The sequence below is a fragment of the Acinetobacter sp. 2JN-4 genome, assembly GCF_003687745.1.
In the GTDB taxonomy this organism is placed as follows: domain Bacteria; phylum Pseudomonadota; class Gammaproteobacteria; order Pseudomonadales; family Moraxellaceae; genus Acinetobacter; species Acinetobacter halotolerans.
Map to the genome: position 1 here is coordinate 126,010 of NZ_RDNY01000010.1, position 22,191 is coordinate 148,200.

The following is a 22,191-nucleotide window of genomic DNA, read 5'->3' on the forward strand; positions in this document are numbered from 1 at the left end:
TGACTTAAATAGATCTTCAGGCATAAAAAAAGAGAACCAAAAGGTTCTCTTTTTTTAATCTAAAACTAGATTATTGAGCAACAGAAGCAGGAGCAGCAACTTCAGAAGCAGCAACAGCAACTTCAGAAGCAGCAGCAACAGTCGCTTCAGAAGCAGCAACAGTCGCTTCAGAAGCAGCAGCTACAGCTTCAGAAGCAGCAGCAGTTGCGTCAGTAGCAGCAGCGTCTTCTTTCTTAGAGCAACCAACAAAAGCTAAAGTAGTTGCAACAGCAGCAATAACAGCGAATTTTTTGAATAACATGGCATCACTCTCATAAAATTGTGAGATTAAAAAAAACCTGAGTTAGTCTGTTTGTGCTTTTATTATTCCTAAATATTTTAGGAAACAACGCAGGGAGCAGCCTAACTAGTCAGATGCTATCCTATCAAAGCAAATCACGAATTACTACTATTCTGTCTGGCAAAACGACAAAAATAGACAAAAATAGGTCATTTTTTGATAGAAAATAACTATGAAGGATCATTTGTGAATCGGTATTCTAGAGGAAATTAACAGAGCTTTTTTATATTTAAATATATAAATCAGTTGTATAGTGAGTTTCTGTCAAGGGGGAATCTAATTGTAACTGTTGTGTAAGTATGTCAACCAAATCACAACAGCCACCATAAAGGTGGCTGTTGTGATCATTGGATGATCGACCTAGTTTGCGGCTTTACGCTTCATTTGGTCAAAGAAATCATCATTGGTCTTGGTTTCTTTCATGCGATCAAGTAAGAACTCCATCGCTGCAAGTTCGTCCATTGGGTGAAGTAGTTTACGTAAAATCCAAACTTTACGCAGGTTATCCTCTCCCATTAAGCGTTCTTCACGGCGCGTGCCAGACTTCTTAATGTTCATGGCAGGGAAGACACGTTTTTCCGCGATACGACGATCGAGCGTAATCTCTTGGTTACCTGTACCTTTAAACTCTTCATAGATGACATCATCCATTTTACTGCCTGTTTCGATCAATGCCGTCGAGATAATGGTCAATGAACCACCTTCTTCGATATTACGTGCAGCACCAAAGAAGCGTTTTGGGCGTTCGAGCGCATGCGCATCCAAACCACCTGTAAGTACTTTGCCTGATGATGGAACAACCGTGTTATAGGCGCGGGCTAAACGAGTAATAGAGTCAAGCAGAATCACAACATCCTTTTTATGCTCGACTAGACGTTTCGCTTTCTCAATGACCATCTCAGCAACTTGGACATGTCGAGCAGGGGCTTCATCAAAAGTTGATGCCACGACTTCACCACGAACTGTACGTTCCATCTCGGTCACTTCTTCTGGACGTTCATCAATGAGTAAAACGATCAAGAAGACTTCTGGGTTGTTACGAACGATGGATTGAGCAATGTTTTGTAAAAGCATTGTTTTACCCGCTTTTGGCGGTGCAACAATAATTGAACGCTGACCTTTACCAATCGGTGCCACAAGGTCGACAACACGAGAGGTTAGATCCTCTGTTGTGCCATTACCAAGCTCCATCACCATTTGTTCGGTTGGGAACAATGGGGTTAAGTTTTCAAATAAAATTTTGTTACGTGAGTTTTCTGGTGTGTCATAGTTAATTTGATTCACTTTTAATAAAGCAAAATAACGTTCACCTTCTTTTGGTGGGCGAATCGTACCTGTAATGGTATCACCCGTACGTAAATTAAAACGGCGAATTTGTGATGGGCTGACATAAATGTCATCTGGTCCTGCTAAATATGAACCAGCAGCGGAGCGTAAAAAACCAAAGCCATCAGAAAGGATTTCTAAAACGCCATCACCAAAGATTTCTTCGCCATTCATTGCATGGCGTTTTAAAATGGCAAAAATAATATCTTGTTTACGGTTACGTGCCATGCCTTCAAGGCCCATAAACTCCGCAATTTTAATGAGTTCGCCAATGGGTTTTTTCTTGAGTTCAGTTAAGTTCATAAGTGGTCAGACAGAATGGAATAAGTGGAGGATTGTGTTGGGAAAGAAAAAATCGACCGCATATATACTGATGTAATTGTAGTAAACAATTACGATCCAGTAGTCTGGTTCATTGTTTCAGAGAGAAATGTGAAAACAATTGTTATTGCCGAGCGGCGATCTTATGTTTTGTATCGTGTAAGAAGCGCGATGAAGTAGATTCCATTCAAAGCTTCTTGATCGAGAAATATAGACGAAATCAACTGCTTTGTCAATTTTTACGGAGGAATACGCTAATCAATGAATAGCGTATTTCCGCAGATTGACAGTTAAACAAACTATTTAGATGTTTTGGTCAATAAATGCTGCAAGTTTAGAACGGGGCGCTGCACCGACTTGTTGATCAACAACTTCACCATTTTTAAACATCAATAATGCTGGAATGTTACGGATGTTATATTTTACTGCTGTTTCTTCGCATGCAGTAACATCAACTTTAACGATTTTAACTTTTCCTGCATATTCGTTTGACAAGTCTTCGAGGACTGGTGCAATAGCTTTACAAGGTGCACACCAGCCAGCCCAGAAATCAACAAGTACGGGAGTTTCAGCATCTAAAACATCTGCTTGGAAGTTTGCATCAGTTGTATTAACAATAGTCGCAGACATAGGGTTGCTCCAAATTTAAGAAATAAAGTATCAATTCACTATCAGAAAGAATATTACATTGCTACTTTATTCAATGTAAGGGTTTGTTCTGATTATTCAAGTTAGAAAGTGAAAAGTCTAATGGTTGCTCACGATGCTGATCATCGACTTAAACAATCATTTATATGTCATAAGCGAAAATACACGCGTTTTATTGTTTAAAATGACTTTAAAATTGTAAGCATGTGAATTACTCTAATGCGTGAATTGAGCATGGGTTTATACGAATAATGTCTGATTTTCTGATTGATGAAGAATTACTTGCTGCAATAGATATGGGGTCGAACAGTTTCCATCTTGCAATTGCTCGTGTTGATCACGGTGAAGTGAAGAAAGTTGCTTCAATGTCAGAAAAAGTACAATTGGCTGCTGGGCTAGATGAAAATAAAAATTTAACGGAAGCTGCTCAACAACGCGGTTTAGCCTGTTTAGCGCGTTTTGTTGGGCGTTTGAGTTCAGTGCAGCCAAATCGCCTGAGAATTGTTGCGACCAATGCATTAAGACAAGCCAAGAATGGTCACGAGTTTATCCAAAAAGCCGCTGAAATTTTGCCTAAACCCATTGAAATTATTGCAGGTCGTGAAGAAGCGCGCCTCATTTATCTCGGTGTTTCGCATACCATGGCCAATGGCGGACGTCGTTTAGTTGTTGATATTGGCGGTGGTTCAACAGAATTTATTATTGGTGAAGAGTTCGAGCCTATTTATACCGAGTCTTTGCAGATGGGCTGTGTGGCATATAGTAAGACTTTTTTTGCTGAAGGTGAGATTTCAACCAAGGCCTTTGATAAGGCTGTTGTTGCCGCACGTAAAGAAATGTCAGGTATTGCCAATACCTATAAAATGGAAGGCTGGGATACCGTGGTGGGTTCGAGCGGAACCATTAAAGCCTGTCGTCAAATTTTAGTGAATCTCGGCTTGAGTGACGAACAGGAAAACCTGACTCGTGATGGTCTATATAAGCTCAAAGATCGTTTGTTGAAATTTAAGCATACTTCAGAAATTGATTTCGAAGGCTTACGTGAAGATCGTCGAGCAGTTTTGCCAGCTGGACTTGCGATTTTGTATGCGATTTTTGATGTATTAAACATTGATAAGCTTGCTTATTCGGATGGTGCATTACGTGAAGGTGTAATGTACGATTTGTTGGGTCGATTCAAACATGAAGATATTCGCGATCGCAGTGTTCAAGCATTGATGGGTCGTTACAATGCCGATCCAAAACAGGCAGAGCGTGTGGTCAATACCGCCCAGCACTTGTTTAATGGTGTAGCTGACGCACTAGATTTAACTACTGAAGACAGTGACTTACTGCGTCGTGCGGCTTATTTACATGAAATTGGATTAGCCATTAGTCATGGTGGTTATCACCGTCATGGTGCATATTTATTACAACATTCAGATATTCCTGGTTTTTCACAAATTGATCAAAATCATCTTTCGCATCTGATTTCTCATCATCGTCGTAAGTTACGTGCAGATGCTAAAAACGATGTATTAAAAGTTGGTGGTCATCATTTAGTTTATCTTTGCATGATTCTTCGTCTTGCAGTTTTACTAAATCATAGTCGTAGTGATCAGATGCTTCCTGCCATTGAACTCAGTGTGGTAAATGATCAACAATGGCAACTGAGTGTTTCTGGCGATGCGAAGCAATGGCCTTTACTGGTTGCAGATTTGCATGATGAACAAGTGCAATTTAAGCATTGGAACATTGGTTTACATATCGTGTCAGATAAATTTGTTGATTAACCTAGGAGCTGTTGATCTTTCAGCTTGAAACGCAATGTGCGTATAACTTATAGAAAGTGTCAACAGACCTTGCATCCTTGTTAGGGATTATTTACGACTTATGAAAAATAAAGCGACTCAGTCCAAGGCTTGGACTACGGTTCAAATTGCACGTCATCCTGAACGTCCGCAATTCCTCGATTACGTGAGTGAAATTTTCACTGAATTTGATGCACTTCACGGCGATCGTTTATATGGTGATGACGGTGCGATGATTGGTGGTTTAGCTCGTTTTGATGGCCAACCTGTCATGGTGGTGGGTCAACATCGTGGACGTGGTACTCGTGAGAAACTGCAACATAACTTTGGGATGTGTAACCCAGAAGGTTATCGGAAGTCTCAACGTTTACTTGATATGGCTGAACGTTTCAATTTACCTGTTTTTACTTTTGTTGATACCATGGGGGCTTATCCTGGTGTCGGTGCTGAAGAACGTGGTCAAGCAGAAGCAATTGCAACGAGCTTGGCACAACTGTCGAGTTTGAAAGTACCAGTGATCGCAACAGTATTAGGTGAAGGTGGTTCTGGTGGTGCTTTGGGTATTGGTGTGGCTGATCGTGTTATCATGCTTTCACACAGTATTTACTCGGTGATTTCACCTGAAGGCTGTGCTTCTATTTTATGGAAAACAGCAGAAAAAGCAGCGCAAGCGAGTGAAGCACTTGCATTGACTGCTGATAAGTTAAAAGCGATTGGTATTGTTGAATATGTCGTGGATGAAGGTGAGGGTGCGCATTTGCAGCCTGAAAAAGTCATGAATGATCTAAAAGATGTGTTAAAACAAGCCTTGGAAGAATTGCAACCGATGGATGCACAAGCACGATGCGAAGCACGTTATCAACGTTTAATGAAGTTTGGCAGCAGCAATTTAGGCATCGCATCTTAGCGCAAGCACAACATTTTTCTGAGCAAACTCACTTCTTGATTGGATGTAGCGGCGGCATGGATTCCATGCTGTTGCTGTCTCTAATGTCTGAACTTTTTCCCGATAAAATTCGTGCCATTTATGTTGATCACCAATTACAACCGCCGAGTGTGCTATGGGGCGAGTTGGTGCAACAACAGGCAAAGATATTCAATATTCCTTGTATCATTCAGAAAGTACAAGTTGAAACAGGCAATTTAGAACAACAAGCTCGCCAAGCCCGTTATCAAGCCTATCACCAACATTTACAAACCAATGAAATTTTAGTTCTAGCGCATCATCAACAAGATCAAGCTGAGACAGTTTTGTTACGTTTATTCTCTGGTGCGGGTGTCAATGGATTGGCGGCGATGCAACAAATCGACATACGTAAAGAAATGACCATTTGGCGGCCATTTTTAGATCTAAGTCGAGCACAGATTGAACAATGGTCACAACACATTGGTCTTGAGTATGTGACCGATCCAAGCAATCAAGATATTCATTATGATCGGGCATGGTGTCGAGAGGTACTGTGGGATGTGTTGCAACATCGCTTTCCAAAAATGCAGGCGGCGGTCGCACGTAGTAGCTATTTAATGCAAGATGCGGCTGAGATTTTAGATGAAGTGTTGCAAAAGGATTGGCAGCAATGCGCAACATTTGATGAACTCAATTTAACTAAACTCAAAGAATTATCTCATGCACGCCAGCGTCAATTGCTCTCCTCATGGATGAAAGGCAATGCACAATATCGACCAAGTTACGACATGGTTCAGCGTTTACAACAAGAAGTGATTGCAGCCAAACCAGATGCGCAAGCGACCTTACATGTGCATCCGTATTATTATGTGCGTTATCAAAAAACCTTGTATAGGTTAAGCCATGACATCCTGTATGCAGAAAAATTATCGACTCTTCCTGATGCTATTTCACAGCGTTATGTGTTAGGACAGCATATTCAGGTGGCAGCAGGACAGTTTAAAATCGAATCTCAAAGTCTAGGTCTTTCTCCTCAATTATTCGATAGAGAGTTGCAGTTGTTGAAACGACAAGGCGGTGAAAAAATCCATCTGTATGGGCGAGTTGGGCATTGGCCACTCAAAAAAGCCATTCAAGATGCGCAGATTTTGCCTTGGTTACGTCATACAATTCAAATATTAGTCGTGGATAATGTTATGCTTGGGGTTTTTAGCCCAAAAGGTTTTTGGTTGGCGCAATCTGAGTATCTGGTGCAGGGCGGTTGGCAACCAAGTTTAATTTCTGACTGTATTTTTCATCAGTCTTTATTACATGACGAGTAGGACATGGCGACATCATTGAATCAAAATATCTGTTTTATTGGCGGCGGTAATATGGCGCAAGCCTTGATTGGTGGGTTACTTTCTCGTGGCTTACCAACCACACGCATTACAGTGTCTGACCCAGTAGAGCAGATTCGTCAAATATTAGAAGAAAAAGAGATTCAAACCACGACAGATAATGTTGCAGCGATCAAAGATGCTGATGTTGTTGTATTGGCGGTAAAACCACAGGTCTTAGCAACGGTTTTACAACCATTAAAAGGGTTGTTGTCAGATAAACTCGTGATTTCAATTATTGCGGGCGCTGAGATTCAAACCCTTTCAGATTTAATCGGCGGCAGCGAACGTATTGTACGCGTGATGCCGAATACGCCTGCATTGGTCCAAACGGGCGCACATGGTATTTATGCACCTGCGGCTGTGGGTACTAAAGATCGTGAATTAACCAGTCAAATTTTAGCGGCGACTGGTTTAACCATTTGGGTTGATAATGAAGCGCAAATTGATGCGGTAACTGCGGTATCTGGTTCAGGCCCTGCCTACTTTTTCTATTTAATGGAAAGTATGATTCGCGCGGGTAAAAACTTGGGCTTAGATGAAAAAGTTGCTACTGCATTAACCTTGCAGACTGCGCTGGGCGCGGCGCAAATGGCGATTACCAGTTCAAATTCTCCAGCAGAATTACGTAAAAATGTGACTTCACCAAATGGCACAACTCAAGCAGCCTTAGAGGTGTTTGATCGTGCACAGATTTCACAAAATATTCAGGCAGCGCTTGCAGCAGCTCAAAAACGCAGCCAAGAGCTTGCGCAAGAGTTGAGTGACAAGACTAAATCAGTTTAAGTAGGATAAGACAATTATGGGTGCAAGTTCTGCGCTAATTTTTGGTGTTTTGATCAATGTTGCTATTTTATTGATCTTTTTCCGTTTTTTAATGCAATTGGCGGCAGTCACTCCCTACAATCCCGTGGTGCTTTCAACAACGAAAGCGACCAAGATTGTAGATGTTTTCAGCCGTATTTTCCCAACGGTGAGCAAAGGACGGGTTAATTTAGCCGCATTAGTTCTGGTTATTTTGCTTTACTTCCTCAAAATGTGGGGAGAAAAGCATTTAGCTGGCGTAGGTACGGGGAGTACCTTGTATTTTATTGTTTCTACAGTAAAAGAAATGCTATTGTCTTTAGTGACGCTCCTTAAATATATGATTTTTGCTTTTATTATTTGTAGCTGGATCATGATGCTTTCGCAATTTCGATCGCCTTATATGGAGGTGATTCAGGAGTTGGTCGAGCCGATTTTGGCACCTTTCCGTAAAGTGATGCCAAGTATGGGGATGATTGATTTATCACCGATTCTTGCATTTTTAGTGTTATTTGTGGCTGAAACAATGCTCAGAGCAATTGTCTAGCTTTGATTAAAAAAAAGAGATGCTTAGCATCTCTTTTTTTTTGTTTAGAATAGGGGTTAGTGTGCAGCGTCCCAATTCAGCCCTTGTCCAACTTCAACCACAAATGGAACTGAGATTTTCAAGACGGATTGCATCACTTCAGCGATTTGCTTGGAAAGTTCATCTGCAATTGCTGCGTCCGCTTCAAAGACCAGTTCATCGTGTACTTGTAACAAGAGTTTAGCTTGTTCTTTTGGTAACATTTGATCCACGGCAATCATCGCTAACTTGATGATATCAGCCGCACTGCCTTGCAGTGGCGCATTAATCGCAGCTCGTTCAGCGGCTTGCTTGATCATTTTATTGCTTGCCAAAATATCAGGGGTATATAGACGACGACCTAAAATTGTTTCAACAAAACCTTGTTCACGTGCGATCTGACGCGTGCGCTCCATATAATCCAAAACACCTGGATAACGTTGGAAATAACGTGCGATATAGCTACGTGACTCTTCTCGAGTAAAGCCCAGTTGACGGGTTAAGCCAAATTCTGACATGCCATAAAGCAGACCGAAGTTGACGGCTTTGGCTTGGCGGCGTTGGTCATTGGTGACATCTTCAATCGCAATGCCCAATACTTCTGAAGCAGTACGACGGTGTACATCTTGCCCTTGTTGGAATGCATGGATCAAAGCATCATCTTGAGAAAAATGCGCCATCAAACGCAGTTCAATCTGTGAATAATCGGCTGCCAATAGCACGCGACCTTCAGGTGCAATAAAGGCTTTACGGATTTGTCGTCCAATTGGGGTACGAATCGGAATGTTTTGTAGGTTTGGGTCTGTCGAAGATAGGCGACCCGTGGTGGTCAATGCTTGGTGATAACTGGTGTGAACACGATGCGTTGTATCATGCGATTGTTCAATCAGACGGTCAGTGTAGGTATTTCTCAGTTTTGCCAAGCCGCGGTGTTCTAAAATGACTTCGGCGAGTGGATGTTCAATTTTTTCTAAAATACTTTCACTGGTACTGAACTGTCCCGTAGCCGTTTTTTTACCGCCTTTAATCCCCAGCTTTTCAAATAGAACTTCACCCACTTGTTTTGGTGAAGAAACATTAAAAGCTTCACCTGCCAGTTCAGTGGCCTGATTTTCTAGTGTTTGTATGGTCTTTGAAAATTCAACACTGAGCTGATCAAGGAACTGATGATCGAGCTTGATGCCATCTTCTTCCATGGCAGTCAACACACGCGCAACTGGCATTTCGATATTGTGCAGAATATTTACTAGTTCTGGGGAGCTTTTTAATTTTCCTGATAAAACTTCATACAGTCGATAAGTGACATGCGCATCTTCGGCTGCATAATGTGCTGCAACTTCGAGTTCAATTTGATTAAAGGTTTTCTGTTTGGCACCTTTACCTGCAATTTGCTCAAAGGTAGTGGTCAAATGGCTCAGATAAAGTCGTGCGACATCATCCATACCATGACGTGTGGCTGCTGCATTCAACACATAAGATGCCAGCATGGTATCGAAGTACCAACCTCGAATGGTAATGTCATGATTGGCAAAAATATGGGCATCATATTTTAGATGGTGACCAATTTTCTTGACCTGCTCATTTTCAAGGATTGGTTTGATTTGAGCTAAAATTTGGTCACGATTCAGTTGTTCGGGTGCGCCTTCGTAATCATGCGCCACAGGCACATAGAATGCATCATTGGCATCAAATGCGACTGAGAAACCAACAAGTTCGGCAATACGATAATCTAAATTCGTGGTTTCTGTATCAATGGCAAAATGATCTGCTTGTTGCATTCGTTGTAACAATGCATCCCAGTCTTGTTGTGTGAGAACCGTATGATAAGTGGCTGTTCCGAGCTGATCATCTTGACTTGAAAGTGTGGCATGGTCCTCGGTCACAATCGTTTCAGCTTTTTGCTCTGCTTTCACAATTTTTTGTGAGGTTTGTTGATAAGCCGAGGTATTTGGATTATTCGGGTGGTCTAAAGATTGTAATTGATTACGGAATTCGAGTTCTGTATAGAGATCACGTAGCTGATCGACATTTGGATTGCTGAGTTTAAGCTCATGCCAATCTATATTTAACTCAAGATCACAGACGATACTTGCCAGTTGGTGATCAACTTTGATGTTGTCTAAGCTGTCTTTAATGTTTTGACTGATTTTGCCCTTAAGCTGATCGACATTGGCAATAATATTATTGAGTGAACCGTATTCATTGAGGAGCTTAGCTGCAGTTTTTGCACCAATACCTGGAACACCCATAATGCCATCTGATGCATCGCCCATAAGTGTGAGGTAGTCAATAATTTGATGCGGATGAACGCCAAATTTTTCAAAAACTCCCGCTTCATCAAGCACACGTTCTTTGAAACTATCTTCGAGTTTGACATGTTCATTGACCAGTTGGGCCATGTCTTTGTCACCCGTTGAAATCAGAACATGATGACCTTCACTCAGTGCTTGCTTGGTTAAAGTTCCAATAATATCATCCGCTTCAGCGCCTGCGAGATAATATAAAGGAATCCCTTGTGCCTTAATTAATGCGTGCAAATATGGAATTTGTTGAGACAATTCTTCGGGCATACTTGGACGATCACCTTTATAAATAGGCGAAAGAGCATGGCGAAAAGTAGGTTCAGGCGTATCAAAAATCACCGCCATATGCGTCGGTTGTGTACGACGCATCAATTTTTGAATTGCTGAAATTGCACCACGTATTGCATTGGTATGTAAGCCAGTAGACGTCGTTAACGGTGGTAAGGCGTGATAAGCACGAAATAAAAAATAAGACCCGTCAACCAAGACAAAAGGTGGCATTTCGCAAATCCTAATTATAAGTTAGCAGGTATTTTACGTGAAAAAGTGTTGTCTGTCCTTGTCGCCGTGTTGTGCAATGACGAGTTACGTCGCTTTAAAAAATTGCAGTATTTTGTATGCAAAAATAGCTGCTTATCTAGTGATCAAGTAAGATAACCTCAATGAAGCTGTTTTATTGATATAAGTCTATGTATAAAAAAGACAAACAGGGAATCGTCATTGTTTTAATTGCTTTGACTGTGTTGTTGGCTTGTGCCATTGCATTTAAATGGCACGGAACCATTGTTGCTGCCACTGTGGGATTAACCGTTGTTATTGTGCACATCCTTTCTGAAATTCATCAACGCTTATGTCAGTTGGAACAAGCCCGTTCGGGTTTTTCGGATCAATCCGCTGGAATTGGGATACAGCGGGTACTGATTTATAGCGCGGCATTGGTTGCATTATTTGCTTATGCTAATACGTGGATGTGGCTGGCAGGTGGTGCTTTATTGGTGCTGATGCTGTGTTTGATTCAAACCATCAGTGCATTTCAAACCAGATTGCTGCATTTAGAACAGTCTTCAATTGCTGCACCGAAAGCTGAATCTACAGATTTTTCTCAAGATATAGAACCATCACAGTCTTCGACGACAACCGCTGCTTTCCCAGTGTCTGAGCTACAACATCCTGCTTGGATGCAAGCCAATACTGGATCAAGTCCAAGTCAACAAACTAATACTCAAAACCCGCTACCGATAATCCCTGCTTCTGAAGCTAAAGATGCTGCATGGTGGCAACCTGCATTTGATTGGATGGTCCATGGCAATCCGATTTTACGTGTCGCGGTTGCGATTTTAATGGTCGGTGTGGTGTTGTTGTTGCGTTTTGCCAGTGAACATTGGCAGTTGAGTCTCAGTGTTAAACTTGGTTTTATTGCCAGTGCAGGTGGGATCACGACCGTTGCAGGCTATTTGCTACAAAAGAAAAATCAGCTATTTGCAGTGGCTTTACAAGGTTTAGGTTTAGCGATTGTCTTTTTAACACTTATTTTCTCGCATCATTTTGCAGTGATTGCCAGTTTGACCACTGCCAGTATCCTTTTTGTGATTTTATTATTGGCAACCGTCTATCTCAGCCTCAAACAACAAGCCCTGTATTTGGCCATCCTTGCGTTGACCATGGCCTATCTTGCGCCATTACTTATTCCGCAAAACCATCCTGATGTCATTTTCTTGTTTGGTTATTATTTCATAATTAACTTAGCAGTTGCAGCGGTGAATTTTATTCAACCTTGGAAGATCCTGCACCAAATTGCCTTTTTTGTGACCATGTTTATTGGTGGGGCGGTCATTGCTATTTATGCAGATCATCAACAATACACAACGCTTGATTTTATTCTTTGGTTGCATATCGCCTTATTTATTTGGCTGAGTATTCGTTATAGTCAATTGATGTTACGCGCGCAAAATCTGCAAGAAGAAACAGCGCCTAAAGCACAGCGTTTACAGCCAATTTTGGATGTTGGGCTTATTTTCAGTGTGCCTGTGCTCGGTTTTTCTTTACATGCATATTTGATGCATAACTCAACCTCAGCATTGACTTGGGGTGCAGTTGCATTGGCGGTTGTTTATATCGTTTTAAATATCTGGATTAAACGTCAGCATCCTCAATTATCGATCTTGGCTAAAAGCTTTTTTATCCTTGCTGTGGTCTTTATCGCGCTGATTTTCCCGCTTGCTAAAGGTGCACATTGGACCTCAACCGGTTGGGTGATTCAAGGAACGGCATTGATTGTGTGGGGGGTGACAGAACGTTATCGTCTGAGTCGTTACATTGGGGTAGCATTGGTTTTATTCAGTTCAATTGCACTGATGTTCCAAGTTTGGTCCAATGACCATTTCCCCGTCCTCAGTACCGTCATTTATGCCTTAGCTCAATTTATCTCGGCATTCTATTTATTACATTATCAACAAGTCGAAAAGTATTTTAGTTCACGCATGTTGAGTGGGATTTTTATCGCATTAGGCATGTACGCGGGTGCGATCGCGGGTGTCGAGTTGATGCAATGGCAGCAACATAGATTAAGTCCTTACTTAGCTATTGCTGTCATATTGCTAGCAATATTTAGTGTTGCAGTGTATTTGAAATCAAAATTGCAATGGCAGCATTTACAGCTCACCTTGTTGGGCGGACTATTATTTTTACTCTATAGCGCAAGTTTGGCTGAAAATGTCTATTCGTTAGGGCATTGGTCAAGTTATTTAAGTCAAGTGAGCTTTTTGATTGCTTCAATTGGTTTAACCGTGTTGCTTGTGGTGTTAAAGCCTTTAGCATCCAAAACTTATCTGCTGGTGTGGTCAACTTTGCTTTGGCTGAGCTTGGCGAGTATTGGTTTAGCTATTTTCCCGAGCATGCCAGTGATTGCTTTAGCACTTATCCCAGCGATCTATAGTATTTGGTTGTTTACATCGAAGCAGACCCAATTGCTGCATCAGCTCCCAGTTTGGGGTTTAACTTTGTTTTGGTTGCTGCTAGTCAGTCTAGATCCTTATTCTGCTGAGCAATACTATGTGATACCGCTGTTAAATTTGACTGACATTCTGTCTTTGTTGATGTTCATTGGCATAATTTGGATCATTTATCATCATGATTTCAGTGCAGAACGATCGATTGAATGGGGCTTTAAAGTTACAACCATTTTAATTGGTTTATTGGTCTTGAGTAGTGTGGTGGTTCGTGCCATGCATCACTATTTAGATACGCCGTTATGGGGTGGGGCAATTTGGCGAAACGGTGATGTACAACTGAGCTTGACCTTATTGTGGGTGATTTTGGCTTTTGTATTAATGACTTTTTCTAGTCGTCGTCATATTCGTCAAATTTGGTTTGTGGGCGCTGCGTTGTTAGGGATCGTGGTGGCTAAATTATTATTACTGGACCTATCGCAAAGTGGCACATTGACCCGTGTGATTTCATTTATCGGGTCTGGTGCCATCATGTTAGTGATTGCATATCTTGCACCTTTGCCACCTGCGATTGGCGAGTCTGAGAAACAGCGTTGATTATTTCTCTTTCTGTTCTTTTTTGAGCTCTTTCTGATGCGTATATTGATCGACTTCATCATCTTCCAATGATGCAGGTCGATCAATTAAACCCATTTTTGGTACTGGAATTTCAATTTCATTTTCCAAGAAACCATTACGAACACGTTCCTGCATTTCATCACGAACTTGAATATAGTTTTCTTGACGACACCAGACCGCAAATAAAATTTCGATTGATGATTCTTTAAAAGCAGTCACTGTTACGGCAGGTTTGGGATCATCCATCACAAAAGGATATTTTGAAGCAACATCAAGTAAGACATGTCTGACTTTAATGATATCTTCATGGAAATTAATCGCTAAGGTAATCGGAATTCGTCGTATTGGATATTTAGATAAGTTCATGACGGGCGCACGGATCATTTGCTCGTTTGGCAGACGAATATAAACATTATCTAGGGTGAGTAGTTTGACTGAAAGAAGGTCAATCGAAATAACTTCACCTTCAATGGTATGTCCTCGAATCAAGGTGATTTGAATGGTATCACCGACTTCAAAAGAACCTTCACCGATCAGAAACAAACCACTAATTAAATTGGATGCAGAGGTTTGTGAGGCAAAACCCAGTGCGACGGTGAGAATACCTGCCGCGCCTAAAAACACGCTGAGTTTAAATCCTGCTTCTCTTAGACTGGTCATAATGAACAGTAAGAAAATGAAATAGAAAATCCCTCTGCGCCACAAAAGGCGTTGATGTGCATTGAGTCGGTTGCCAATAGTTCGGATAAAGGTATTGGATAATAATCTTGCGATGATAAAACCAATAAAACACAAAATAATCGCGACTACAATTTCACTGAGTCGCGCAAAATTAATATTGGTAAAAATGCTGGTGAGATTGCTTGCAACATCTTTCGGAATATTGGAATCTGGCATAGCAACCTCTTAAAAAAACGAGTCAAACATATTCAAAAAAGTACTATTGGGTGAGCGTGGAGGGTGAATATAGGTCACTTCTCCTGCTTGATTTGGCGTTCTATTCTCGATGCGAATTCGTGCTTGTTCAGCACCATCATAATAAACCTTGATCTTAGAGGTCCATAGTCGGCCAGTGCCTTCGCTATAAAATAGGGGAAGGGCAGGAACAGGGACATTCATACGATCAAAACGGAGTTGGTGTAGGCTGTTGTTTTGAAATTCGATGGGGGTGACTGCTCGAAAAGCACGTGGTGTTAAAAGATTTAACTCCGTGCGACCATCGACAGAAGTGGCGTAGCAAATTTCCCCATGTTGAGGATTTTTTCCGAACCACGTGTCTTTGGGTTGAATCACAGGAATGTCAAACAAAGGCTCTGCCAATCCGTCAGCCAAACCAGCAATCCATAGGGGGGTGCTGATATAGAGTGTTCCCCGTTGACCTGCTGGGATATAAATAGGATCTACGGGTTTAATGACCACTGAACGATCGGCTAGACGTGGCATCAAATGAAACGTCTCATTGGTTTTATGAAGCATGTAGCGTTCAATTTTTGCAGGTTGTGGCATTGCAAATTCAGTATCCGTTAGAATTCGCCATTGTTGTTCATAATCGTTCTGATAGTGCGGACGATGGTATTCCAATCGCCACTCTTTAATTCCGCGTGTGAGACGGAAGAGTAATGAACCGAATTGCCAAGCTTTGGCTTGTTGAATTTCAAATTTTTGTTCGCCCCACCACTTCAAAGTTTCTGAATGAGGCGTTTCATATAGATTATTTTGAGACAAGATGCAAAATTCCTTTGTGAGGATGCTAAAGAGACTTCACGCTGTAACCAGCTTAGAGTACACTCAATGCTTTCTTTTATCATTATTTGTGTGATGCAAATACTTAAACAAATACAAATTCCATATAGTTTTGCCAAACGGCATGGCGTTTTGTTCCGTTATGAAGGCGATCAAGTTTTTATTGTACGACGCAAGGAAACGGCGCGTATTGCTTTGCAGGAAGCACGTCGAATTTTGGGGAAGTCGGCTCATGATCAACTTTGTACCGAGCAAGAATTTCATGCTTTACTCAGTTCAAGCTATGCTGGCGACACAGGTGAGTCTCAACAAGTTGCGGCAGGTTTAGAAGATCATCCCGATTTGTTGAGCCTTGCGGATCAAGTTCCTGAAGCGGAAGACTTGATGGATCAGGAAGATGATGCGCCTATTGTACGGCTTATCAATGCCTTGCTGTCTGAAGCAATCCGTGTCAGTGCGTCAGATATTCATATTGAAGCCTTTGAGAAGAAGCTGTCTGTACGTTTGCGTGTGGATGGTCAACTGCGTGAAATCGTACAGCCGCGTCGTGAGTTAGCGCCGTTGTTAGTTTCACGTATCAAAGTCATGGCTAAACTTGATATTGCAGAAAAGCGAATTCCTCAAGACGGTCGTATTTCCTTGCGCTTAGCTGGGCGCGAAGTTGATGTGCGTGTATCGACATTGCCATCATCACATGGTGAACGCGTGGTGATGCGTTTGCTGGATAAGCAAGCTGGGCGTTTAAATATGACCCATTTAGGCTTGATGCAAGGTGATTACGCACGTTTAACTCAATTGGTACATCGTCCACATGGCATTATCCTTGTGACTGGGCCAACGGGTTCGGGTAAAACCACCACACTGTATGCGGCACTCTCTGATTTGAATGATCACACGCGTAATATTTTGACTGCGGAAGATCCGATTGAATATCAACTCGAAGGGATTGGTCAAACTCAGGTCAATACCAAAGTTGATATGACCTTTGCACGAGCGCTTAAAGCCATGCTGCGTCAGGACCCTGATGTGGTCATGGTCGGTGAGATTCGAGATCTTGAAACGGCTGAAATTGCGGTTCAAGCTTCATTGACGGGTCATTTGGTTTTATCAACGCTACACACCAATACTGCAATTGGTGCAGTCACTCGTTTAAAAGACATGGGGATTGAGCCTTTTTTACTTGCAAGCTCTCTGATTGGCGTGATTGCACAACGTTTGGTTCGTACTTTATGTCCACATTGTGTGACATGGCGTAGAGCAGATGATTTTGAACAACAGCTTTTCAAACACCTCGATGTCAATCATCAAATGGAGTTACCTGAACCGCAGGGTTGTGAGCATTGTTCACACGTTGGGTTTAGTGGACGAACGGCCATTTATGAAATTGTACCTGTTGATGAATCGATGCGCCGCCTGATTCATGGCAATGCTGCTGAATATGAGTTGGAAACCTATGTTCGTAAACAATCGGGTTCAATCCGTGATGACGGTTTAAGAAAAGTTTTGGCTGGGAAAACCACTTTAGAAGAAGTACTGCGTGTCACCAATGAAGCTGCTGAAGGGTAGGCAATTAGGGGCACGAAAAAAACAGCATGAATTCATGCTGTTTTTTTTAATCAGGAATATTATTCAGCAGTCACGATATTAAAATTCACATCAATGTTATTGCGTGTTGCATTCGAGTATGGACAGACAATGTGAGCAGCATCAACCAGTTGCTGTGCCTCTGCTTCCTCCATTCCTATGAGATAGACATTTAAAGTCACTTCAATACCAAATCCATTCGGAATAGGGCCGATCCCAACTTCACCTTCAACATAAGCATCTTTACTTATATTGAACTTATCGCGATTCGCAACAAACTTCATTGCCCCTAAGAAGCATGCAGAATAACCTGCGGCAAAAAGTTGCTCTGGATTGGTGACAGCACCACCAGCACCGCCCATTTCTTTTGGCACACCTAATTGAACGTCTAAGACACCATCAGAAGAAGTTGCACGGCCATCACGACCACCTGTTGCTTTCGCTTTTGCGCTATAAACCACTTTTTCTAAAGACATGATTATTATTCCTGAATATTATTGAATAGCATTAGATCGTACGCTATATGAATGAAAAAACAAGTAAGTAAAAGTTGTTCAATTTTGAATATTAAGTACTGATTGTTGTAGATTGCGTTTACCAAAGTTCAGCAATTCTTTTCATTAATCGTGCTCTATAACGAGCGGTGGGGTTACTTAAATTATTGTGAGCTTCTTGTTCATAATACAGCTGCCATGCCCTGATCATTTCCAAGGTTGTCCCTTTTTGTTTGATGATCGCAACATCTTCACGTTGAATATAGTCTAAGCGTTGTCTTGCACCTTCCGCCCCCGTTCCCCAACCAATAATCCATTGACCAAAAGCATTGAGAGATAAGTTTTGGGGGGTAGATAAGTTATTCTGTGTGTTGGTTGATACATCAGGATTTTCCTCTACTGCTGCTGCATGTAGTGGAGTAAGTGCCCCTAGAAAAAACAATATGGTAATAAATCTAAACATGAACAAAGGCTTAATAAGAATTAGTTGACAATATTATTTCACTCATAGAATAAAAGCATTTTGCTTTGTTCTACAGAGTTCAATAATTTGTATTAAATCATGATTTCAGCACGCTCGCATCGCTAAAATTGATCAGAACAGTCAGCTTATGCCAAGAAATAAAGGTTTAATTGATTTAGATATTTAAAGTAGGAAATATATTTCTAATAATGGATGAGTTGGCGATGTTGCATCAACGGCATTGCAAGTCGGACCTTCTCTTGTTCAGCGAGATCAAAAGTAGTGCTAATTAAAGCATGACCTTCTGTATTGAGCATTTGCACCAGTTGACCACGGCTGTCGGTGATACCCGCATGTCCCCAAGTTTGACGCTGCTGACCATGCCAGCCTTGTTGTGCTGCACCCAAAACATAACATTGACTATCCATTGCACGTACTTGCAACAATAATTGCCAGTGTAATTGACCTGTGATGTAAGTAAACGCTGCGGGAGCAGTTAAGATATTTGCTCCTTGCTGACGTAAAGTTAAAGCAAGCTCAGGGAAACGTAAATCATAACAGACCATTAAGCCAATATTGCCAAATGGAGTTTTTGCTACAACAACCTCATTGCCTGGTTCAAAGAATGTTGATTCTTGATAGCCCCCAACGCGATCTCCAACCTGAACATCAAATAAATGAATTTTGTCGTAGCGCGCTTCTGTACCTTCGGGACTAATACATAGACTCACAGTCCGAACGCGACCGTCGGGAACGATTGAACCATCAGGGCGAAAAGGGCAAGGGAGAGTGCCTGCAACAATCCAAATTTGATAGCGATGAGCAAGCTGCTCTAAGCGTTGTTGAATGCTTTCAAATTGTTCAGCAGTTTCACGTTGTTTACCAGCAGCAAAGCAGACAAAATTTTCAGGGAAGACAATCAGTTTAGCGGCTTGTGCCTTACTTTGTTGGATCAATGATTCAATGACAAGGAAGTTAGCTTCAATGTCATCTTGGGAGTTCATTTGTACAACTGAAAGTAAGGTCATAAGCCAGTCACAATTAATTTAGTGATCAAACATTTTGTTTTTGTACATCGATACTTAAGCAATCTTGTTCTTTTTGCAATTGTTTAACCAGAGGCTCAAACATATTCTGGTTATTTTCATTCAAGCGCATGAGGGTTTTATGTGCATCGAGCACAGTATTAAGCATAGCACTATGCGTGATATGTTCTTCGGTAAGCTCTAGCGTACATACATTTGGGTCACCACAATAATCCAAAATTACAAACACTTGTGCTAGCCCCATGCTGTTGGCTAAGGTCGTAATATCGGCATTGGTTGAAAGCATTACGGCTTGTATGTGATGCGCTTGCTTAAGTTTTAAGCCTAATTTTGCCAGTATTCCTAAGACGGTACTGTCAATAAAAGTGGCTTGGGTAAGATCAACAATTGCACCAACAACGTTCTGTTGTTGTTCAATTCTGTTGAGGAGTTTGTCTAGACTTATACAAGAGTGAGCACGCACTTCGCCAATAAGCTTGAAAATATGCGTTCCGTTCAAACTTGCATATTCAACATGACCTGTTGACATATAAATGCCATTTTCAGAGAAAGGATATAAAATTATCCCATAGTGATATTCCAGACACAAGGGCTTGGATACTGTGAACTAGTTAAGATATTGATTTTAAGATTAATTCATTCGGCATAAACTTAGAATGGCAATGTCATCGGCGACATGTTCTGGTGCTCGGAAGGAGTTATTCTGTAGATGTTCGACCAATTGATTAAACTGATCATTCAATCCACCATCGAAAGGCTCAAGCGCGCCATCAGAACATAAAATGAACCGTGCTTGGCGATTGAGTATACAGTGGTGTTCTTCAACTTCCAGTTCTTCTGTGAGCCCTAAGGGAAAACTACTGGTCGATAGAATTTGTGGTGGTTGGTTTGGTTCGAAAATAATAGGAGGAGGATAGTGTCCTGCGCTCGACCAGCGAACCTCGTTTGTTACTAGATTTAGAATCCCTGCTACCATCGTAATATGCTTTTCTATATTTTCTTGCATCAACATGGCATTGAGTTTCTGAATCAGTTGACTTGGCGTTTTTGATCGACCATGAAAAGCCGCCATCCATGACGTCAATAAACTACTGGTGACACCATGCCCTGAAACATCAGCTAGATAAAATAAGACCTCTTCATCATTTAATCGCCAGTAATCGTACCAATCCCCAGATAAATAGGCAGATGGTTGGAAAAAAGATTCGAATTGATAGTTTGGTAATTGAATTGGATTTGGTAAAAGACGTTGCTGTAACTCTGCCGCAGAGGGAAGATCGCGGCTGTCTTGATTTCGCTTGTATTGCGCATCAATTTTAAATAAAGCATGTATTGGATTCTTGGGTAGGTTATCCCACATCCAACCTGCTAATGCACCCATTTCCCAAGCTTGAGCAAGTGCAGCGCCTTCATGTTCAAATGCAAGCACAATGGTTGGGAGTTTCCATTGATATTTTAAGAAATCTTGTACATCAGCAATCGCAATAATTGTTTGATCATACAAGTCCAAATCATTTACTTGAATGATTTGGAGAGTCGGTAACTCAGTTAAAGCTTGATCTAAGTAAGGTATGGAGCGTGTAGGTTGAATGAAATACATTGATGTATTGCCAATCCTTTGTATGATCACTTTTTAATTCATCATAGATGAAAGATAACCTAAAACATAGTGTTGCTAGCGTTTAAATTCGCTAGCGACACATAAGTTTGTAAGGCATTATTTTAATTTAACTATTCTTCGTCCGAAAATGATTCATCATTATCATCTGCATCGTTGATAAAGGAAATGTCATTTGCATCACCACGTTTCTCTGCAATTTGGAAAGCCTTACGTTGCAAATAAAAGTCACGAATCATCGAATATCTATCACCTTTTAAGCTCTCTTCAACTTCAAGAATTTGTGAACGGGTATCAACAACTTGTAATAGATTTGTTGACCAATAAATACCATCTTGATCGTCAAGTAGATATTTCTGTGGGCGACCAAAACTATCTGCAGCCATACCAACACCGTCTCGGAAAGTACTCGGACCAAAGAACGGTAGCATGACATATGGACCTGAAGGAACGCCGTAATAACCTAAAGTTACCCCGAAATTCTCTTCTTCTGTTGATAATCCTAAACGACGAGCAGGATCAGCAAAGCCTAAGGTTGTGAGTGTATTCACGGTAAAACGGCCTAAGGTTTTTGCTGCACGGCTAGGTCGACCTTGAATCACTTGATTCACAGCATTCCAAGGTTCGCCTAGATTCTTACGAAACTGACGATAAGGGCTACGAACCTCTACAGGAACTTTAGCAACATACTGTATTGCTACTGGTTTCAATAGGTTGCGGTCTAATGCATCGTTAAAAAGGAAAATCTGACGATTTAATGGTTGTAATGGGTCTTTCATCTCATCTGGCTGGGCAGCATTTGCATTGACTTTTAAATCATTTTTAGTGAGATGTTTTAAATCTTTTATTGCTTGTATTGTTGATGTCTTATGTTCATTTGAGCTTACAGTTGAATTGCTATCGGTTGCTGCTTCATTAAGTGTCTCTTGAGCAAATACGGATGAGCATGCTCCAGCAGTTAACAACCCAAGCAAGATAAAATTGGAGTAATGCATATTAATCCTTAATCGCGGTCTGAGCGAAATACGGTCATAAAAATGATTGTACTATTTAGCACAAAACATATTAAGCAGAATACAGTTAAAGTACTCATCTATTATTAAAGCAAATTCACTGACAAAATATAAGAAGAAATGTGAAATTGATCTAAAAATATCCACTTAAATAAATAAATTAAAAAAAGGGGTTGTGTGTGATTAGAAATGCTGTAGAATGCACATCCATCGGCGGTGATGCGGATAAAAACTTGTTGAGAAACAAGGATTTGGATTGAAAGATTTAAATCTTGTGTTTA

19 protein-coding genes are annotated in these 22,191 nt (G+C 41.1%); 7 read left to right on the forward strand and 12 right to left on the reverse strand.

The annotated features are described in order from the left end of the window. Window positions 1-70: 70 nt before the first annotated feature. From EAH57_RS13810 to trxA, 3 genes are all read right to left on the reverse strand, one after another. Entirely contained in the window at window positions 71-301 is a 231-nt protein-coding gene (locus EAH57_RS13810) for a hypothetical protein (protein WP_121930558.1), read from the reverse strand. Between the two features lie 399 nt (window positions 302-700). Then, on the reverse strand, window positions 701-1,969 hold the full coding sequence (rho, locus tag EAH57_RS13815; protein WP_004672538.1) for a transcription termination factor Rho: 1,269 nt from the start codon (window positions 1,967-1,969) through the stop codon (window positions 701-703). 321 nt (window positions 1,970-2,290) lie between these two features. After that, the gene (trxA, locus tag EAH57_RS13820; RefSeq protein ID WP_121930559.1) at window positions 2,291-2,617 is read right to left on the reverse strand and encodes a thioredoxin; all 327 of its coding nucleotides are present in this window, start codon (window positions 2,615-2,617) and stop codon (window positions 2,291-2,293) included. A 269-nt stretch (window positions 2,618-2,886) separates the two neighbouring features. Between trxA and ppx the strand changes: the two genes are divergently transcribed. From ppx to EAH57_RS13845, 5 genes are all read left to right on the forward strand, one after another. Continuing rightward, window positions 2,887-4,407, forward strand: a complete 1,521-nt coding sequence (gene ppx / locus EAH57_RS13825; RefSeq protein ID WP_121930560.1) for an exopolyphosphatase — start codon at window positions 2,887-2,889, stop codon at window positions 4,405-4,407. Window positions 4,408-4,507: 100 nt separating this feature from the next. Further along, complete coding sequence (locus EAH57_RS13830) at window positions 4,508-5,332, forward strand: acetyl-CoA carboxylase carboxyltransferase subunit alpha (RefSeq protein WP_121930561.1); 825 nt, start codon at window positions 4,508-4,510, stop codon at window positions 5,330-5,332. Next, window positions 5,269-6,654 (forward strand): tRNA lysidine(34) synthetase TilS, encoded by a 1,386-nt coding sequence (gene tilS / locus EAH57_RS13835; RefSeq protein WP_121930562.1) that lies wholly within the window; start codon window positions 5,269-5,271, stop codon window positions 6,652-6,654. Before EAH57_RS13830 ends, tilS begins: the two co-directional genes overlap by 64 nt. Window positions 6,655-6,657: 3 nt before the next feature. Then, the gene (gene proC / locus EAH57_RS13840) at window positions 6,658-7,497 is read left to right on the forward strand and encodes a pyrroline-5-carboxylate reductase (protein WP_004672549.1); all 840 of its coding nucleotides are present in this window, start codon (window positions 6,658-6,660) and stop codon (window positions 7,495-7,497) included. 16 nt (window positions 7,498-7,513) lie between these two features. After that, window positions 7,514-8,062, forward strand: coding sequence for a YggT family protein (locus tag EAH57_RS13845; protein ID WP_004672550.1), 549 nt, complete (start codon window positions 7,514-7,516; stop codon window positions 8,060-8,062). Window positions 8,063-8,118: 56 nt separating this feature from the next. Here EAH57_RS13845 and polA read toward each other — a convergent pair whose 3' ends face one another. Continuing rightward, entirely contained in the window at window positions 8,119-10,884 is a 2,766-nt protein-coding gene (gene polA, locus EAH57_RS13850; protein WP_121930563.1) for a DNA polymerase I, read from the reverse strand. A gap of 188 nt (window positions 10,885-11,072) precedes the next feature. Here polA and EAH57_RS13855 point away from each other — a divergent pair, with 188 nt between their 5' ends. After that, window positions 11,073-13,928, forward strand: a complete 2,856-nt coding sequence (locus EAH57_RS13855) for a DUF2339 domain-containing protein (RefSeq protein WP_121930564.1) — start codon at window positions 11,073-11,075, stop codon at window positions 13,926-13,928. Here EAH57_RS13855 and EAH57_RS13860 read toward each other — a convergent pair whose 3' ends face one another. Both EAH57_RS13860 and EAH57_RS13865 read right to left on the reverse strand, forming a co-directional pair. Then, window positions 13,929-14,846, reverse strand: coding sequence for a mechanosensitive ion channel family protein (locus EAH57_RS13860; protein ID WP_121930565.1), 918 nt, complete (start codon window positions 14,844-14,846; stop codon window positions 13,929-13,931). It abuts the gene before it with no gap. Window positions 14,847-14,855: 9 nt separating this feature from the next. After that, a complete protein-coding gene (locus EAH57_RS13865) occupies window positions 14,856-15,674 on the reverse strand; it encodes a hypothetical protein (protein ID WP_121930566.1) in 819 nt (272 codons plus the stop codon). Window positions 15,675-15,767: 93 nt separating this feature from the next. Between EAH57_RS13865 and gspE the strand changes: the two genes are divergently transcribed. After that, window positions 15,768-17,258 carry a type II secretion system ATPase GspE gene (gene gspE, locus EAH57_RS13870; RefSeq protein WP_034595181.1) on the forward strand — a complete coding sequence of 497 codons (1,491 nt, stop codon included), beginning with the start codon at window positions 15,768-15,770 and terminating at the stop codon, window positions 17,256-17,258. 59 nt (window positions 17,259-17,317) lie between these two features. Here gspE and EAH57_RS13875 read toward each other — a convergent pair whose 3' ends face one another. From EAH57_RS13875 to EAH57_RS13900, 6 genes are all read right to left on the reverse strand, one after another. Next, a complete protein-coding gene (locus tag EAH57_RS13875) occupies window positions 17,318-17,752 on the reverse strand; it encodes an organic hydroperoxide resistance protein (RefSeq protein ID WP_005198385.1) in 435 nt (144 codons plus the stop codon). 118 nt (window positions 17,753-17,870) lie between these two features. Further along, window positions 17,871-18,233, reverse strand: a complete 363-nt coding sequence (locus tag EAH57_RS13880; RefSeq protein ID WP_121930567.1) for a DUF4951 domain-containing protein — start codon at window positions 18,231-18,233, stop codon at window positions 17,871-17,873. A gap of 203 nt (window positions 18,234-18,436) precedes the next feature. After that, complete coding sequence (locus tag EAH57_RS13885; RefSeq protein WP_121930568.1) at window positions 18,437-19,261, reverse strand: carbon-nitrogen hydrolase family protein; 825 nt, start codon at window positions 19,259-19,261, stop codon at window positions 18,437-18,439. Window positions 19,262-19,286: 25 nt separating this feature from the next. Beyond that, window positions 19,287-19,808 carry an anti-anti-sigma factor GigB gene (gigB, locus tag EAH57_RS13890; RefSeq protein ID WP_004672564.1) on the reverse strand — a complete coding sequence of 174 codons (522 nt, stop codon included), beginning with the start codon at window positions 19,806-19,808 and terminating at the stop codon, window positions 19,287-19,289. Between the two features lie 102 nt (window positions 19,809-19,910). Next, a complete protein-coding gene (gene gigA / locus EAH57_RS13895) occupies window positions 19,911-20,879 on the reverse strand; it encodes an RsbU family protein phosphatase GigA (protein ID WP_004672565.1) in 969 nt (322 codons plus the stop codon). 131 nt (window positions 20,880-21,010) lie between these two features. Next, a complete protein-coding gene (locus tag EAH57_RS13900; protein ID WP_121930569.1) occupies window positions 21,011-21,892 on the reverse strand; it encodes a VacJ family lipoprotein in 882 nt (293 codons plus the stop codon). Window positions 21,893-22,191: the final 299 nt, after the last annotated feature.